Annotated in this window: 15 protein-coding genes; 6 read left to right on the top strand and 9 right to left on the bottom strand. The window is 69.8% G+C overall.

All coding sequences use genetic code 11. The features are described 5' to 3' along the window. Positions 1-67: 67 nt before the first annotated feature. A complete protein-coding gene (locus AC1ROC_RS06475) occupies positions 68-904 on the bottom strand; it encodes an alpha/beta fold hydrolase (protein WP_085370763.1) in 837 nt (278 codons plus the stop codon). Between the two features lie 106 nt (positions 905-1,010). Between AC1ROC_RS06475 and AC1ROC_RS06470 the strand changes: the two genes are divergently transcribed. Together AC1ROC_RS06470 and AC1ROC_RS06465 are read left to right on the top strand one after the other, a co-directional pair. Then, positions 1,011-1,580 (top strand): TetR/AcrR family transcriptional regulator, encoded by a 570-nt coding sequence (locus AC1ROC_RS06470; RefSeq protein WP_492998856.1) that lies wholly within the window; start codon positions 1,011-1,013, stop codon positions 1,578-1,580. 86 nt (positions 1,581-1,666) lie between these two features. Continuing rightward, positions 1,667-3,289 (top strand): MFS transporter, encoded by a 1,623-nt coding sequence (locus AC1ROC_RS06465; RefSeq protein WP_492998854.1) that lies wholly within the window; start codon positions 1,667-1,669, stop codon positions 3,287-3,289. Here the strand turns inward: AC1ROC_RS06465 and AC1ROC_RS06460 are convergent. Next, positions 3,282-4,121 carry a helix-turn-helix transcriptional regulator gene (locus AC1ROC_RS06460; protein ID WP_168688979.1) on the bottom strand — a complete coding sequence of 280 codons (840 nt, stop codon included), beginning with the start codon at positions 4,119-4,121 and terminating at the stop codon, positions 3,282-3,284. The two genes, AC1ROC_RS06465 and AC1ROC_RS06460, sit on opposite strands and share 8 nt — an antisense overlap. Positions 4,122-4,221: 100 nt before the next feature. Here AC1ROC_RS06460 and AC1ROC_RS06455 point away from each other — a divergent pair, with 100 nt between their 5' ends. Then, a complete protein-coding gene (locus tag AC1ROC_RS06455) occupies positions 4,222-5,004 on the top strand; it encodes an SDR family oxidoreductase (protein WP_085370767.1) in 783 nt (260 codons plus the stop codon). Here the strand turns inward: AC1ROC_RS06455 and AC1ROC_RS06450 are convergent. Continuing rightward, on the bottom strand, positions 5,001-6,113 hold the full coding sequence (locus AC1ROC_RS06450; protein WP_085370768.1) for a DNA glycosylase AlkZ-like family protein: 1,113 nt from the start codon (positions 6,111-6,113) through the stop codon (positions 5,001-5,003). The two genes, AC1ROC_RS06455 and AC1ROC_RS06450, sit on opposite strands and share 4 nt — an antisense overlap. Further along, the gene (locus tag AC1ROC_RS06445; RefSeq protein ID WP_085370769.1) at positions 6,113-6,583 is read right to left on the bottom strand and encodes a hypothetical protein; all 471 of its coding nucleotides are present in this window, start codon (positions 6,581-6,583) and stop codon (positions 6,113-6,115) included. Before AC1ROC_RS06445 ends, AC1ROC_RS06450 begins: the two co-directional genes overlap by 1 nt. A gap of 223 nt (positions 6,584-6,806) precedes the next feature. On the opposite strand from AC1ROC_RS06445, the gene AC1ROC_RS06440 reads away from it, so the two are divergent. Next, entirely contained in the window at positions 6,807-9,383 is a 2,577-nt protein-coding gene (locus tag AC1ROC_RS06440) for an ATP-dependent Clp protease ATP-binding subunit (protein WP_168688982.1), read from the top strand. A 124-nt stretch (positions 9,384-9,507) separates the two neighbouring features. Here AC1ROC_RS06440 and AC1ROC_RS06435 read toward each other — a convergent pair whose 3' ends face one another. Then, positions 9,508-9,699 carry a helix-turn-helix transcriptional regulator gene (locus AC1ROC_RS06435; protein WP_085370772.1) on the bottom strand — a complete coding sequence of 64 codons (192 nt, stop codon included), beginning with the start codon at positions 9,697-9,699 and terminating at the stop codon, positions 9,508-9,510. Continuing rightward, on the bottom strand, positions 9,680-10,102 hold the full coding sequence (locus AC1ROC_RS06430) for a hypothetical protein (RefSeq protein WP_492998850.1): 423 nt from the start codon (positions 10,100-10,102) through the stop codon (positions 9,680-9,682). Before AC1ROC_RS06430 ends, AC1ROC_RS06435 begins: the two co-directional genes overlap by 20 nt. 128 nt (positions 10,103-10,230) lie before the next feature. Between AC1ROC_RS06430 and AC1ROC_RS06425 the strand changes: the two genes are divergently transcribed. Together AC1ROC_RS06425 and AC1ROC_RS06420 are read left to right on the top strand one after the other, a co-directional pair. Next, positions 10,231-12,864, top strand: a complete 2,634-nt coding sequence (locus AC1ROC_RS06425; RefSeq protein ID WP_492998848.1) for a transglycosylase domain-containing protein — start codon at positions 10,231-10,233, stop codon at positions 12,862-12,864. Positions 12,865-12,926: 62 nt separating this feature from the next. Beyond that, positions 12,927-13,154 carry a hypothetical protein gene (locus tag AC1ROC_RS06420; RefSeq protein WP_143466014.1) on the top strand — a complete coding sequence of 76 codons (228 nt, stop codon included), beginning with the start codon at positions 12,927-12,929 and terminating at the stop codon, positions 13,152-13,154. On the opposite strand, the gene AC1ROC_RS06415 is transcribed toward AC1ROC_RS06420, so the two are convergent. The 3 genes from AC1ROC_RS06415 to AC1ROC_RS06405 are packed head-to-tail and all read right to left on the bottom strand — an operon-like array spanning position 13,151 to position 15,211. Then, positions 13,151-13,759, bottom strand: a complete 609-nt coding sequence (locus AC1ROC_RS06415) for an HD domain-containing protein (RefSeq protein ID WP_085370775.1) — start codon at positions 13,757-13,759, stop codon at positions 13,151-13,153. The genes AC1ROC_RS06420 and AC1ROC_RS06415 overlap by 4 nt on opposite strands. Positions 13,760-13,796: 37 nt before the next feature. Further along, complete coding sequence (locus AC1ROC_RS06410; RefSeq protein WP_492998845.1) at positions 13,797-14,828, bottom strand: zinc-dependent alcohol dehydrogenase family protein; 1,032 nt, start codon at positions 14,826-14,828, stop codon at positions 13,797-13,799. Continuing rightward, positions 14,825-15,211, bottom strand: a complete 387-nt coding sequence (locus tag AC1ROC_RS06405; RefSeq protein ID WP_143466015.1) for a (deoxy)nucleoside triphosphate pyrophosphohydrolase — start codon at positions 15,209-15,211, stop codon at positions 14,825-14,827. The genes AC1ROC_RS06410 and AC1ROC_RS06405 overlap by 4 nt, the downstream gene beginning before the upstream one ends. Positions 15,212-15,272: the final 61 nt, after the last annotated feature.

Genomic DNA, 15,272 nt, shown 5'->3' with positions numbered 1-15,272 from the left:
CTACCCCCCCCCCCCCCCCCCCCCCCCCCCCCCCCCCCCCCCCTCGGTGGGGTGGCGCCTGTTTCGGCTACTTGGCGAGGAAGGCCAGCAGGGCGGCGTTCACCTCGTCGGCGTGGGTCCAGAGCAGGCCGTGCGGGGCGCCCTCGATCTCGACGTACTCCGCGTCGGGGAGCGCTGCGGTAAACCGGCGTCCTGTGGCGTCGATCGGCAGGATGCGGTCCGCCGTGCCCTGCAGGATGAGAGCTGGCACGTCGACCTTCGCGATGTCCGCGCGGAAATCGGTGAACCAGGTGAGCGGAGCAGCACTGGATGCGACGGCGCCGCTTCCGGCCGCGACGGCCCAGCTGTTGCGCACGGCCTCCTCGCTGATGCGGCTGCCGAGGTTCTCGTCCAGGTTGTAGAAGTCGTTGTAGAAGGCGGTGAAGTACGCATAGCGGTCGGCCTTCACCGCGTCGACGATGCCCTGGAAGAACTCGAGCGGAGCCGCGCCGTCCGGGTTCTCGTCCGTCTTCAGCAGGTACGGCTCCAGCGGTGCGAGGAACGCGGCCTTGCTGACCCGCTCCGAGCCGTGAGTGCCGAGGTACCTGCCCACTTCACCGGTGCCCATCGAGAATCCGACGAGGACCGCATCCCGGACGTCGAGCGTCTCGAGGACGGTGGCGAGGTCGGAGGTGAAGGTGTCGTAGTCGTATCCGGTAGCCGGCTGGCTCGACTGGCCGAAGCCGCGGCGGTCGTAGGTGATCACGCGATAGCCGGCGTCCAGGAGGGCGGCGGACTGCTTCTCCCAGGAGTGGCCGTCCAGCGGGAAGCCGTGGATGAGGACGACGGGCCGGCCCGTCCCGTGGTCTTCGTAGTAGAGCTCGATGGGGGTGCTGTTCTCTTCGCCGACGGTGATGAACGCCATGTCCGTATCCCTTTTCGTGTGTGCTGTTCGCCGAGAACGGTCGTTCTCGGCTGCTGTTGACGATCATATGAGAACGATGGTTCTCGCGCAAGCTATACTTCTGGCTATGACCGGAGAAGCTGTGCGGGACCGCATCGTCGACGCGGCGGACGACCTCTACTACGCGCGCGGCATCACGGCCGTCGGCATGGACGAGATCCGCGACACGGCGGGCGTGTCGCTCAGGAAGCTGTACCTGGAGTTCCCGTCGAAGGACGACCTCGTGCTCGCCGTGCTCGACAGGAGGCACCGGATGTGGACGGACGGCGTCGCAGGCAGGGTCGCCACCGTCGACGACCCGGAAGAGAAGCTCCTCGCCATCTACGACTACCTGGCGGACTGGTTCGCCGACGACTCGTTCCGCGGCTGCGGCTTCATCAACGCGTTCGGGGAGCTCGGCGGCGGGCATCCGGATGTCGTCGCGGCGGCCAGGAAGCACAAGCAGTCGTTCCAGGAGTACGTCGCCCGGCTCGTCGAGGAGGCCGGCGCATCCCCGTCGCTCGCTCCCCAGCTCGCGATCCTCGCCGAGGGCGCGCAGACCACAGCGGCCATCGCCGGGACGGCGGACGCTGCAGAGCAGGCGAGGGACGCCGCGCGCATCCTGGTGCGCGCGGCGAGGAGCTCCGACCGCGGCTGACCGCGCCATTGCGGCCGATGCGCGCGGAGGAACATACTGAGCGCATCCGGTCGGGGAGGAACACCCCGCAGAGTCGGGAGCCGCACATGAAGAAGTGGTCGGTCGTCATCGTCCTGGGAAGCGCCCAGTTCGTGATGGTGCTCGACGGCACCGTGATGAACGTCTCCATCTCGACCGTCGTGGCCGACCTGCACACCACGGTCGCGGCGATGCAGGCCGCTATCACCTTCTACACGCTGACGATGGCGGCGTTCATGCTGCTCGGCGCGAAGCTCGGCGACGTCTGGGGCAGGCGCAGGGCGTTCGTGATCGGCTCGTGCGTGTACGCCCTGGGGTCGCTGCTGACCGCGGTCAGCCCGAACATCGAGACGCTGTTCCTCGGCTGGTCCGTGATCGAGGGGCTGGGGGCCGTGCTGGTCATCCCGGCCATCGCCGCCCTGATCGCCGACAACTACCGCGGGCACGACAGGATCACGGCGTACGCGATCATCGGAGCCGTCTCCGGTGCGGCGGTCGCCGCCGGGCCGCTGATCGGCGGGTACGTCACCACCTACCTCGACTGGCGATACGTGTTCGTCTCCGAGGTGGTCATCATGGCGGTGGTCGTGCTCTTCAGCAGGGTGGTGCGCGACGCGACGGGACGCACGAAGTCGAGGATCGACGTGTGGAGCGTGCTGCTGTCGGCGTTCGGCCTGGTGTTCGTGGTCTACGGGATGCTGCAGAGCAAGACCTGGGGCTGGCTCATCCCGCTGCACTCCCCGGTGATCGGCGGCGTGCCGATCAACCCGTTCGGGATCTCGCTGACGGCCTGGTTCATGCTGATCGGCGGCGTGCTGCTGTTCCTGTTCGCGCGAAGGCAGCGGAAACTGGCCGACTCCGGCAGATCGCCGCTCGTGCACATCGAGATGTTCGGCATCCGGCAGTTGCGCAGCGGCCTCAGCGTGCTCGGCGCGCAGTACGCGGTCACGGCCGGGCTGTTCTTCATGGTGCCGGTCTACCTGCAGATGACGCTGGGGCTGGATGCGCTCTCCACGGGGCTCAAGATCTTCCCGCTCTCCATCGCGCTCATCTTGTTCTCCGTGCTCGGCACGATGCTGTCCCGGTTCTGGTCGCCGAGGCGGATCGTGCGGGTGGGGCAGGTGATCCTGGTGGTCAGCTCGCTCATCCTGCTCGGTGCGGTCACCGCCGACCTGCGGAGCTGGCTGTTCGGCATCGGGATGTTCCTGGCCGGCGGGGCGCTCGGGCTCTTGGCCTCCCAGCTCGGCAACGTGAACATGTCCAGTGTCGGCGAGAAGCAGTCCAGCGAGGTCGGCGGCCTGCAGGGCGTGTTCCAGAACCTGGGCTCGTCGCTCGGCACGGCGCTGATCGGCTCGATCCTGATCGGCGCGCTCGCCACGTCGTTCGCCTCTGGCGTGTCCAGCAGCAGCCTGCCCGACAGTGTGCAGTCGACCGTGCAGGAGCGGACGAACGGCGGCGTCGACATCGTCCCGGCGGACAGCGTGCAGAAGATCGGTGAGGACGCAGGGCTGTCGGAGAGCGACGCGAAGACGCTGGAGTCGATCTACCGGGATTCGCAGCTCTCGTCGCTCAGGATCTCGATCTTCGGCCTCATCGTGATCTCGGTCGGCTCCCTCGCGCTGTCGCGCGGCATCCCGACGCAGGTGCTGGGGCGCAAGCGGGAAGAGGAGACCGAGAAGACGGTCAGCTGAACGCCTGCATCCCGAGCACGCCGAGCAGGGCGAGCTTCTCCGCGCCGTCGGTGCGCGGGGGAGCGGTGAGGACGAGCAGACACTGCGACTGGTCCTCGGTGAACAGCACCTGGCAGTCCAGCTCGATCGGGCCGAGCTCCGGATGCACCAAGGTCTTGTGGTCCTCGAACCGGTTGGCGACCTCGTGCCTGTCCCACAGCTCGGCGAACTCCGCGCTCTCCCGCTGCAGGGCGCGCACCAGCTCGCCCGCCTGCGAGGCGGAGCCCATCGCGCCGTACGCGACCCGCAGCGAGGCGACCTGCGCGCGGCTCTGCCTGTCCCTGTCGTCCTCCGGGTACCGGATGCGCTCGGTCTCCGGATGCACGAACCACCGGTACGCCTCGAACCGTTCGATACCGGTGAAGCCGGAGCGGTCGCCGAGCAGCGCGGCCGACATGCCGTTCTGCACCAGGGTCTCCCCGAGGTTGGACAGGATCAGGGCGGGGGTGTCGTCGAGCCGGTCGAGCACGCGGAGCAGAGCGGGGGCGACGTGCGCCGCCCCGGCGAACCGGTCGGGCGGGTTGTGGCCTGCCGCGCGGAACAGGTAGTCGCGCTCGTCGCCGCTCAGGCGGAGGGCGCGGGCGAGGGAGCCGAGCATCTGCTCGCTCGGCTGCGGGCCGCGCTGCTGCTCGAGCCTGGTGTAGTAGTCGGCGGACATGTTCGCCAGCTGCGCCACCTCCTCCCGCCGCAGGCCGGGCGCGCGGCGGCGGGCGCCGGACGCGAGACCGACGTCGGAGGGCTGCAACTCCTCCCGGCGTCTGCGGAGGAAATCGGCGAGGTCTGCGCGGTCCATGTGTCCATCATCCGTCGTCCGGCCGTGGCGAGCCAGGGATCGCGCATCCCCCGATAACCGCTCTCTGCCGGGAGGCGCGCAGCCCCCGGACACTCGAAGCATGAACATCACAGGAAACACCGTCTTCATCCCCGGCGCGACCAGCGGGATCGGCCTCGCCATCGCCGTCGCCCTGCACGCGAAGGGCAACACCGTCATCGTCGGCGGCCGCCGGGCAGAACTGCTCGAACGGATCGCGGACGAGCACCCGGGCATCCACACCGTGCGGATCGACACGGCCGACCCGGAGAGCATCCGGTCGGCGTCCGCAGCGGTGATCGCCGCGCATCCCGACCTCAACGTACTGATCGCGATGGCCGGGATCATGCGGGTGGAGGACTGGCACTCGGCAGCAGGATTCCTAGCGTCCGCCGAGGCCACCGTCGTCACCAACCTGCTCGGCCCGATCCGGCTGATCGCCGCGTTCACCGAGCACCTGCAGAGCAGGCAGGATGCGACCATCGTCACCGTCTCGTCCGGTCTGGCGTTCGCCCCGCTCGCCGTGACGCCGAGCTACAACGCGACCAAGGCGGCCATCCACCAGCTGAGCGAGAGCATCCGGCTGCAGCTGGCCGACACGAGCGTGCGCGTCGTCGAGCTGGTGCCACCCGCGGTGCGCACCGGGCTGCTGCCCGGCCAGGAGGAGAGCGAGGTGGCGATGCCGCTCGACGCGTTCGTCTCCGAGGTCATGGAGCTGCTGGAGACGCAGCCGGATGCGCGGGAGATCCTGGTCGACCGGGTGAAGTTCCTGCGCTACGGAGAGGCGCGCGGCGACTACGAGATGGTGGTGGCTGCGCTCAACGCGAGCGACCCGCACGGGAAGGCGCCGGTCGCGGCGAACTAGGCGCGCTCGACGGCGAGGCCGAGCCAGGCGGCGAGGTCGGCGATCTCGGCGTCGACCGCATCCCGCGTCTCCGGCGTGAACGGTGTGTCCTCGTGCACGGCGGAGACGCGGAGGACGCCCGCCTTCTTGTCCGCGGTCGCGTCGAGCTTGCCGACCAGCCGGTCGCCGTGCAGGATCGGCAGCGCGAAGTAGCCCCAGCGTCGCTTCGCGGCCGGCTTGTACATCTCCAGCAGGTACTCGAACTCGAAGACCTCCAGCGTGCGCACCCTGTCGTGGATGAGCCTGTCGAACGGCGAGAGCAGCGCGGTGCGGCCGGAGAACGCGTGGCCGGCGCCGGCATCCAGAGCGTCCAGCGCATCCGGGTCGGCCCGCCACGGCCGGCTGCTGCCCTCGATCTCGACCGGCACGCCCGCTTCGCCGACCATCGCGGCGCGGGCGATGCCCTGCGAGCGCAGGCGACGGGCATCCCGGATGCGTGCGGCCTCCTCCTCGGGGACGACCTCGATGCCGGACGGATAGACGCGCTCCGCGAGGTCCCACGTGCGCTGCTTGCCGATGCGGCCTGCGGTCGCGATCTCGCCCCGGGCGGAGAGGAACTCGAGCATCCTGGTCACGTTCTGGCCGTGCGTCCAGCCGCTGGACTCCCACGGCACGGCCGCCGTATCAGGGATGTCGCGGGAGAGCAGAGGGCCGTCGGTGCGCAGCCGGGCGAGCACATCCAGGCGGAACTGCGCGTTCGCCTCCAGCCAGGCGTGCACGCCGCTTCCCTCGCGCGGCCACCTGGCCATCGCGTCGAGGTGCAGGCCGAGGGCGGAGGTGGGGCGGAGCATGGCGATGGGCGGGGTGCTCTGGTCGTCCTGCGCCTTCTGCTCGAACAGGGTGCGGTCGGTCTCGACCGCCTGGCGCAGCTGCTCCGGCCGGAAGGCGGAGCCGAGACGGGTCCAGGCGATCAGCTCTGCGCTCGGTGCGATGGCCGCCGTCGGGTCGAGTTGCAGCAGGGTGAGCTGCTCGACCAGGGGGATCAGTTCGGTGGGCCGGTCGGCGTCGAGGCGCTGCGCGGTCACCGCGATCCTGCGCGCCTCCGCGCGGCTCAGCCCGGTGGACGGCATCAGGCCTGGTGTCCCGCGTCCGCCAGTTCCTCGACGATGTGCTCGAACAGCGCAGAGGAGATGAGGTGCCGCCGGAGTGCTGTGCCCGCGACCTCCATCGGTCCTCCACCGCCCTGGCCGAGCGGCAGGCCGTCGAGGGGGACCGGAGGGATCTCGCGCAGCCGCGCCACGAGTTCCGCCTCGTCGAGCCGCCCTGCGCCGTACGCCTCGAACAGGCGGCCTGCGTACGCACCGCCGTCGCGGAGAGCGGTGATCTTGGCCCCCACCTCGTTGAGGTAGCCGAGCTCCCGCCACTGCAGGATGTTCGCGTGCGCCTTCCGCGCGGCGTTCGCGACGGCGGACTTGGCCTGGGCGGGCGGCGTGGACAGCGGCACCCGCGCACGGAACGCGGCGAGAGGGAGGTCGCTGAAGCGGACGAGGAATCGGGCGGCGTCGTGCTCGACGGAGACCGTGTCGGCGTCGGCGTGCATGGGGGACTGGAGCGCTGACGCTACAGCGTCGTACAGCGCCCTCGCCTTGGCATTCGCGACGCCATTCCTGGAGCCGGCGCGACTTTCCATCCACCAAGGTTAACGCGGCCGACGGTCGACGGCGAACGCGCCGCGGCTGTGTTCGGGCCTGCGGGAATACCTCGCACCCCGCAGCGTTGAACTTGAGTGCAGTTCACTCAACTTTCAACACACAGGAGATTTCGTGCCCGAAGACTTCACTCCCGACAGTAACGAAGGAAACTCGTTCGACGAGTTCCTCGCCCGTTACCTCGCGGGTGAGCGTGCGCGTACCGCGCGCTCCATCGACATCAGCCGGTTCCTGAGCCGGCGCACGCAGGAGACCCTCGCCGAGGCCGGACGGTTCGCGCTCGAACACGGCCACCGGGAGCTCGACGCCCTGCACATCCTCCGCGTCATGGCGACGGCAGAGCCCGCCGCAGACGCCATGCGCCGCATCGGCGCGGACCCGCAGGCGGTCGCCGCCGCGGCAGAGCAGCGACTCCCGCAGACGGGCGACCCCGTCGACGTGGATGCCGCATCCATCACCCCGTCCGCCCAGCGGGCGCTGTTCCACGCGTACCAGGTCGCCCGCGCATCCGGATCGACGTACATCGACCCCGAGCACCTCTTCTTCGCGCTCGTCATCATCCAGGACGCCCCCGCGGGGCAGGTGCTGCAGGCGGCAGGCGTCACCCCGGATGCGCTGACCTCCGCCATGCGCCAGACCACGACCGTCGGCGCCGGAACTGCTGGACAGGCCGCTGACGGAGAGGACGCGGAGAACGCATCCACCACTCCGATGCTCGACCAGTTCGGCACCGACCTGACCGCGCTCGCCCGCGACGGCAAGCTCGACCCGGTGATCGGCAGGCTCGACGAGATCGAGCAGACCGTGGAGATCCTGTCCCGGCGCACCAAGAACAACCCGGTGCTCGTCGGTGAGGCGGGCGTCGGCAAGACCGCGATCGTCGAAGGCCTCGCCAGCGCGATCGTCGACGGCGGAGTGCCGGAGCAGCTGCGCGACAAGCGCGTGGTGTCGCTCGACCTCGCCGGAATGGTGGCCGGCACCCGCTACCGCGGCGACTTCGAGGAGCGCCTCACGAAGCTGATGGACGAGATCAGCGCGGCCAAGGACGAGCTCATCGTGTTCATCGACGAGCTGCACACCGTGGTCGGCGCCGGCGGCTCGGGAGAGTCCGGCGGCATGGACGCCGGCAACATCCTGAAGCCGCGGCTCGCCAGGGGCGACCTGCACCTGGTCGGCGCGACCACGCTCAAGGAGTACCGCCGCATCGAGAAGGACCCGGCCCTCGAACGCCGCTTCCAGCCCGTGACGGTCGGCGAGCCCAGCATCGAGGACGCCGTGCTCATCCTCTCCGGGCTCCGCGGAGCGTACGAGGAGCACCACGGGGTGCGATACACCGACGACGCGATCCGCGCGGCCGTCGAACTGTCCGCCCGCTACGTCTCCGACCGCTTCCTGCCGGACAAGGCCATCGACCTCATCGACCAGGCTGGGGCTCGCCTCCGCCTGCGTCTCGGCAAGCGCGTCGACACGACAGAGCTGATGGCGACCCTCGCCACCCTCGAGTCGGAGAAGAACTCCGCTGTCGCGTCCGAGCACTACGAGGAGGCGTCGCGCCTCCGCGACGAGATCGAGGCGGTGCAGCGTTCGCTGGACGAGCTCGGCTCCGCGCCCCGGCCGGATGCTGTGGTCGACGAGCCGGAGATCGCCGGCGTCATCTCGCGGGCGACGGGCATCCCGGTCAGCCGCATCGGAGAAGCGGACCGCGAACGCCTCGCCAAACTCGAGACAGAGCTGCACGAGCGCGTGATCGGTCAGGACGACGCGGTCGTCGCCGTCGCGAAGGCGGTGCGCCGCAACAGGACAGGGCTCGGAGACGAGCGCCGCCCCGTCGGCAGCTTCCTCTTCCTCGGCCCCACCGGCGTCGGCAAGACGGAACTCGCGAAGGCGCTCGCCGCCTCCCTGTTCGGTGACGAGAAGGCGATGCTCCGCTTCGACATGAGCGAGTTCGGCGAACGCCACACGGTCGCCCGTCTGGTCGGCGCCCCTCCCGGATACGTCGGATACGACGAGGCAGGCCAGCTCACCGAGCGTGTGCGCCGCAACCCGTACTCTGTCGTGCTGTTCGACGAGATCGAGAAGGCGCACCCCGACGTGTTCAACCTGCTGCTGCAGGTGCTCGACGACGGCCGCCTCACCGACGGCCAGGGCAGGACGGTCGACTTCCGCAACACGGTGGTCATCATGACCTCCAACCTCGGCTCGGAGTTCCTCGCATCCCGCAGCGGCGCCCTCGGCTTCGTGCCGGTCGGCGGCGACGCCTCAGCATCCGGTTTCGCGTCGGAGAAAGACCTGCGCGACCGCGTGATGGGCAAACTGCGCGAGGCGATGCGTCCCGAGTTCCTCAACAGGATCGACGAGATCGTGCTGTTCAGGAAGCTCGACGCCGAGCAGCTGCGCGACATCGTGCGCCTCCTCCTTACGGCGACGAGCGCCCGCCTCGGTGCGCGCTCGATCGGCTTCGAGGCGACAGACGCCGCGGTGGAATGGATCGCCGACGCCGGCTACGAGCCGGAATACGGCGCCCGCCCCCTGCGCAGGGTCATCCAGCGCGAGATCGACGACAGGATCGCCGAACTCATGGTGAGCGGCGAGCTGACCGACGGCGGCACCGTCACCGTCGACGCAGTGGACGGCGCCGTGCGGGTGACCGCCGGTGCGCGTGCTGCGGAGTGGATGGCGCGGGCGGCGTAGCCGCGGTCGTGCTGTGAGGTGAGAGGCGGCGTCCCCGGGAGGGGGCGCCGCCTCTTTGTGTGTGCGCATTCAGTGCACGTGCATCCCAGTTGGAGCACGTGCCGCTAGCGGACGGTGACCGCGATCAGTCCAGGCTGAAGATGTCTTCGACGGGGACATGGAAGCGGCGGGCGAGTTTCAATGCGAGCGTCAGGCTGGCCTGGAACGTGTCGTTCTCGAGGGCGACGATCGTGCGTCGTGACACGCCGCAGTCCGTGGCGAGCTGGCTCTGCGTCAGTCCGGCCGCGAGGCGGTGCTCACGAATCCTGTTCCGCATCCTGACTTCCGTATCTGGTCGTGCTGACGGCCGAGCGTGCCCAGACGTCGATCACCAGCGCGACGACGTAGCCGAGCATCACAAAGCCGGGTGGCCAATCCGAGCCGACGGTGAACGTCAGGGTGCCGAGGAGGACCGCGAGGACCAGAGCGTCGACGAAGGCCGCTGCGCGCACGCGCAGTGCGGTGTGCGACTCGACGCTCTCCGCCTCCGCCGCCAGCGTCGCTCGCTCCCTCGCGGTGCGGAAAGCGAAGGTGCCGATGGCGCCGATCAGCACGATCGCACCGAGCAGCCACGGGTAGACCGGGCGGGCAGAGGCCGTGGAGTTCCCCCAGGCGGCGATGGCCGCGAGCCCGAGCAGGCAGCAGGCCAGGAAGACGATGTATGTGCTGCGGTTCTTCATTGAAGGCCTCTCGGAGATGGAGCGCGTGAAGTCTACTTCACCTTCGATTGCACCCACTCTGAAAGGACGGACAGGGTTCGCCGCGGTGCGTCAGTGGTTTCTGAGTGTTGCGGTGAAACGCTGGATGGATGTCTTCCCGCCCGCAGTTCCGTGACCGGCCGTGGTTCGTCGCGCTCTCGCGGCGGTTCGATCCGTTGCGGGGGTACGAGATCCGGCCGGCGAGGTCGCGGGCGGGGCTGATCGCGCAGTTCGGGGTGGTCGCGCTCATCGCGGCCGTGCTGAGTTCGGTGTTCGTCATGCCCGGATTCCTGGGAGTCGGCCAGACGGCGGCTGCCGCATCCAGTGCGTTCGAGGCGCTGCCGTCGAACCTGGAGATCCAGCCGTTCGCGCAGAACACCACCGTGTACGCCAAGAAGGGCGGGGCGGATGTCCCGATCGCCTCGTTCTATGCGCAGAACAGGCAGGACGTCGGCTGGAAGGATGTGGCGCAGACCGTCAAGGACGCCACCGTGGCCGCCGAGGACCCCCGGTTCTACTCCGAGGGCGCCGTCGACCTGCTCGGGACCGTGCGCGGGGCGTTGTCGACCGTGAGCGGGAGTTCGGTGCAGGGCGGGTCATCAATCACGCAGCAGTACGTCAAGAACGTCGAGGTGGAACGCTGCGACGCGCTCACCGACGCCAAGAAGCTGCAGGCCTGCTACACCGACGCCGCCGGGGTCACCCTGCAGCGCAAGGTGCAGGAGATGCGGTACGCGGTCGGGCTGGAGAAGAAGTACACCAAGGAGCAGATCCTGCTCGGCTACCTCAACGTCGTCGGATTCGGCGGCACCGTGTACGGCATCGAGGCGGCAGCGCACTACTACTTCAACACCACGGCCGCCCAGCTGAGTCTGCCGCAGGCCGCAACGCTCGTCGCCATCCTGAACAACCCGGCCAACCTGCGCATCGACGAACCGAACAACAAGGACAACGGCGCGGCCGACGGATACAAGGCCACCAAGGAGCGGCGCGACTACGTGCTCGACCGCATGGCCATCAACCACAAGATCACCGCGGCCGACCGGGATGCGGCGAAGAAGACGCCCGTGCAGCCCGTCATCACGCCGACCACCTCCGGATGCGCGGCCGCCTCGCAGTACAACGCCGCGTTCTTCTGCGACTACGTGCGGGATGTCGTGCTCAACGACCCGGCATACGGTGCGACCGCCGACGACCGCTGGGCGACGCTCAACCGCGGTGGGCTGAAGATCTACACCACCCTCAACCTCGACCTGCAGGCGGTGGCGCAGCAGTCGCTCAGCGCATACATCCCGCCGTCGATGGCGGGGATCGACCTCGGCGCATCCAATGTCTCGATGGAGCTCGGCACGGGCAGGATCGTGACGATGGTCGAGAACCGGGCGTTCAACAACACCGACCAGCCGCAGGACGGCACGACGGCGGTGAACTACAACACCGACGAGGCGTACGGCGGATCGCAGGGCTTCCAGACCGGCTCGACCTTCAAGGCGTTCGACCTGGCGGCGTGGCTCGAAGCGGGCAACAGCCTGTACGACACCATCAACGCCACCCAGCACGACTTCCCGACCTCCGAGTTCACGAACAGCTGCGCCGACATCAACGGACCGGACTGGCCCGTCACCAACGACGAAGGCTCGGCCAGCAGGCTCTCGGTGATGGCGGCGACGGCCGAATCGGTCAACACCGCGTTCGCGAAGATGGGGACCAAGGTCGACCTCTGCTCGATCCTCAACGCGGCGAAGGCGCTCGGCGTGCATCCCGCGTCGTCGAGCAACCCGTTGACGTCCGTGCCGTCGATGATCCTCGGCGTCAATTACCTGTCGCCGTTGACGATGGCGACCGCGTACGCGGGCATCGCCAACAACGGCACGGTCTGCACGCCGGTCGCCATCGACAAGGTCGTGAACGCGGACGGCTCGCAGCACAAGGTCAGCCCGACCACCTGCACGCAGGGGCTGCAGCCGAACATCGCGGCCGGAGTCACCTATGCGCTCCAGGGCGTGATGCGCGGCGGCGGCACGGCGGCCAGCGCCAACCCGTACGACGGCACGCCCATCATGGGCAAGACGGGCACGACGGACGACTCGCTGCAGAACTGGCTCGTCACCTCCACCAGCAAGGTGTCGACGGCGACCTGGGTCGGCAACGTGTCAGGGGCGACCCCGCTGCGCAGTCTCGACTTCAACGGAGTGGGCGGCGGCGACGTGAAGTTCTCCGTCGCCAAGCCCATCCTCGAGGCGATCGACGGCCTGTACGGGGGAGACGCGTTCACCAAGCCGACCAACGCCGTGCTGTACGGCGACCAGGTGACGATCCCGGATGTGTCCGGCAAGACCCCCGACGAGGCGCAGTCGCTCCTGACGGGGCTCGGCCTGGACGTGACGGTCGACCAGGCGCCTGTCGACTCCGCGCAGCCGGCGGGGACGGCGGCGGGCACCGATCCTGCAGCAGGATCCTCCGTCAACAAGGGCAGTTCGGTGACGGTGCAGATCAGCAACGGGCAGTCCGCGACCATCCCGGGTGGCCTGATCGGTCAGTCGGAGAGTGCGGCGAAGGCGGCGCTGGCCGCGGCCGGGTTCACCAACGTGAGCGTGAAGAAGCCGGATGCCGGTGGCGGCAACGGCAACGGCAACGGCGGCGGGAACGGGAAAGACGCATCCAGCCTGACGGTGAAGGCGGTGGACCCCGCTGAAGGAACGCCGGCGCGGAAAGACCAGGCGATCGTCCTCACGCTCGGCTGACCGGATGGCCAGCGCGCCGGGTGGCGTGCGGCCGCCCGCCTGGCGTGGCGCACAATGGAACCATGCAGGACGGCAGCGGGGGAGCACGGGCGACGTGTCCGTCGTGCGGTGCTGAGGCGCACGTGGTGCGGAACCCGTACTACGGCGCAGGTCTCGCGGTGCACGAGCTGATCGTGGAGTGCCCGCAGTGCGGCGTCTCATTCCTGGACACGGTGCCGGTCGCTCACGAGGATGCGCCGCCGAAACGGCGAGGTCTCGGCGCGAGGCTGCTCGCCCTGTTCGGCCGCTAGGCGCCCAGTGCCTCCAGCGGGTTCTCCGCCAGCTTCCGCACGACGCCGTTCGCGACGATCCTGGCCGCCTGCGTCGTCGGCTTGCGCGCGGCCTGGTCCGTCACGCACGCTCCGAACTCGGCGGCGATGCTGAGCCGCGGGTATGCGGCGAGCACCTCCTCCCGGAAGGCCAGAGGAAGCAGGTCGGCGCGTACGCCGGAGATATCGAGGCCGGTGGCGATCTCGAGCAGATGGCCCTCCGCATCCAGTGCTGGATCCACGGTCGGCCAGTTGTGGCGCACGATCACCTCGTGCACGCGGGTGCGGCGCTCGGCGGGCCAGCCTGCGCCGGCGGTGAGCGCGGCGGCGACGTGCCCGCCGGCGTCCTCGTAGCTGAGCGTGACGTTGTCGAACTCCTCGACCAGCCCGAGGTCGTGCAGCAGCGCCGCGACGTAGAGCAGCTCGTGGTCGATGTCGTCCGCGCCGTCCAGCTCGGCGAAACCGAGCGCCCACAGCCACGACCGGATGCAGTGGTTCAGCAGCGCCGGCGTCTGCCGCTCTGCGGCGAACTCGTACGCGGCGCGGGCGGCCTGGGTGTCTGGCGGGGTGAAATCGGCGAGGCGCATACGGCCATCATGCCGGGTTTCCGGGAGGAGGGCGCGCTCAGGCCGGGTGGACCACGGTGATGCCCGTCGGCGACGCCGTCTCCGCATCGGGGAGCATCGCCGCGCCGGTCTCCAGGCTGACGGCGCCGGAGAGCAGTGCTTGCGGGCGGAGGGCTCCGGAGGCGACGAGGTCGAGCATCCCGGGATAGTCGGCGGCGGACATCCCGTGGCTGCCGAGGATGTCGAGCTCCCAGGCGAGTACGCGGTCGAGGGGGAGGACGGGGAGCTGGTCGGCAGAGAGCAGGCCGACCTGCACGTGGCGGCCGCGGCGACGCAGCGACAGGACGGCGTCCGTGCTGGTGGTGGACGAGCCGACGGCGTCGATGCTCACGTCGGCGCCTCCTCCGGTGAGGTCGGTGATGGCGGCCGGAGTGGATGGGTCTGCGAGCACGACGTGCTCTGCGCCGAGGCGGGCGGCGAGGTCGAGCGCGGCCGGGTTGCGGTCGACCGCGACCACCCTGGCGCCGAGAGCGGCCGCGATCATCACGGCGCTCAGGCCGACGCCGCCCGCTCCGTAGATGGCGACCCACTCGCCCGGGCGAACGGCGGCGCGCATCCGGACGGCGCGGTACGCGGTGGCGAAGCGGCAGCCGAGGCTGGCGGCCGCGTCGTCGTCGAGACTGTCCGGCACGGCGACCAGATTGAGGTCTGCGGCGCGGATCGCGACCAGTTCCGCGTGCGATCCCCAGTGCGTGAAGCCGGGCTGGGTCTGGTTCGGGCAGACCTGCGACTGGCCGGATGCGCACCAGGAGCATGCGCCGCAGCCGTTGACGAACGGCGCGGTCACCCTGTCTCCGACCCGCCAGCCCGTCACGCCGTCGCCGAGCGCGGCGATGGTCCCCGCGAACTCGTGGCCGGGGACGTGCGGCAGGTGGACGGTGTCGTCGTGTCCGGCCCAGGCGTGCCAGTCGCTGCGGCAGAGGCCGGATGCTCCCACCCTGATCACCGCGCCGCCCTCCGGAGCGACGGGGTCGGGGACGTCGCGCGCCTCGACAGGACCGCCGAAGCGGTCATAGACCATCGCCCTCATGCCGTGAGCACCCGGACGGCTGGCACGTCGGCCGCGGCCCACTCCAGCGCCGCCAGCTCCGTGGTGCGGACCCAGAGGAGCGCGTCGTGGTCCGTGCTGCGCGTCGGCAGCTCACCGGTGAGTTCCGCGCGGTAGCAGGCCAGGTCGATCGAGCGTCCGCCCGCCTCCGTGACACTGCGGTCGACCAGCTCGCCGACCAGGATGCCGACGCCGAGCTCTTCGCGGATCTCGCGCACCAGCGCGGTCTCCGGGGTCTCGCCCTGCTCGACCTTGCCGCCGGGGAACTCCCAGAGTCCGGCGGCGTCTTTGCCGGGGGCGCGGCGGCACGCCAGCACACGCCCGTCGCGCACGAGGACGGCAGCCACCACTTCGAGGGGTTCCACGACTCCATCCTGCCCCCTGGGGGCCGAAACCGCCGGGTGCCCGCGCCGTCGGGCGCGACAG

This window comes from Leifsonia sp. GW821-FHT13C05 (assembly GCF_058806515.1).
Note: the sequence above shows the minus strand (reverse complement) of the source record. Positions and strands in the feature narration are given on the sequence as shown.

Coding starts and splice junctions, on each gene's coding strand:
- AC1ROC_RS06475 (WP_085370763.1), bottom strand. CDS start 904: ATGGCGTTCATCACCGTCGGCGAAGAGAACAGCACCCCCATCGAGCTC.
- AC1ROC_RS06435 (WP_085370772.1), bottom strand. CDS start 9,699: ATGCGGAACAGGATTCGTGAGCACCGCCTCGCGGCCGGACTGACGCAG.
- AC1ROC_RS06470 (WP_492998856.1), top strand. CDS start 1,011: ATGACCGGAGAAGCTGTGCGGGACCGCATCGTCGACGCGGCGGACGAC.
- AC1ROC_RS06450 (WP_085370768.1), bottom strand. CDS start 6,113: ATGCCGTCCACCGGGCTGAGCCGCGCGGAGGCGCGCAGGATCGCGGTG.
- AC1ROC_RS06425 (WP_492998848.1), top strand. CDS start 10,231: ATGTCTTCCCGCCCGCAGTTCCGTGACCGGCCGTGGTTCGTCGCGCTC.
- AC1ROC_RS06430 (WP_492998850.1), bottom strand. CDS start 10,102: ATGAAGAACCGCAGCACATACATCGTCTTCCTGGCCTGCTGCCTGCTC.
- AC1ROC_RS06445 (WP_085370769.1), bottom strand. CDS start 6,583: ATGCACGCCGACGCCGACACGGTCTCCGTCGAGCACGACGCCGCCCGA.
- AC1ROC_RS06410 (WP_492998845.1), bottom strand. CDS start 14,828: ATGAGGGCGATGGTCTATGACCGCTTCGGCGGTCCTGTCGAGGCGCGC.
- AC1ROC_RS06415 (WP_085370775.1), bottom strand. CDS start 13,759: ATGCGCCTCGCCGATTTCACCCCGCCAGACACCCAGGCCGCCCGCGCC.
- AC1ROC_RS06465 (WP_492998854.1), top strand. CDS start 1,667: ATGAAGAAGTGGTCGGTCGTCATCGTCCTGGGAAGCGCCCAGTTCGTG.
- AC1ROC_RS06460 (WP_168688979.1), bottom strand. CDS start 4,121: ATGGACCGCGCAGACCTCGCCGATTTCCTCCGCAGACGCCGGGAGGAG.
- AC1ROC_RS06420 (WP_143466014.1), top strand. CDS start 12,927: ATGCAGGACGGCAGCGGGGGAGCACGGGCGACGTGTCCGTCGTGCGGT.
- AC1ROC_RS06455 (WP_085370767.1), top strand. CDS start 4,222: ATGAACATCACAGGAAACACCGTCTTCATCCCCGGCGCGACCAGCGGG.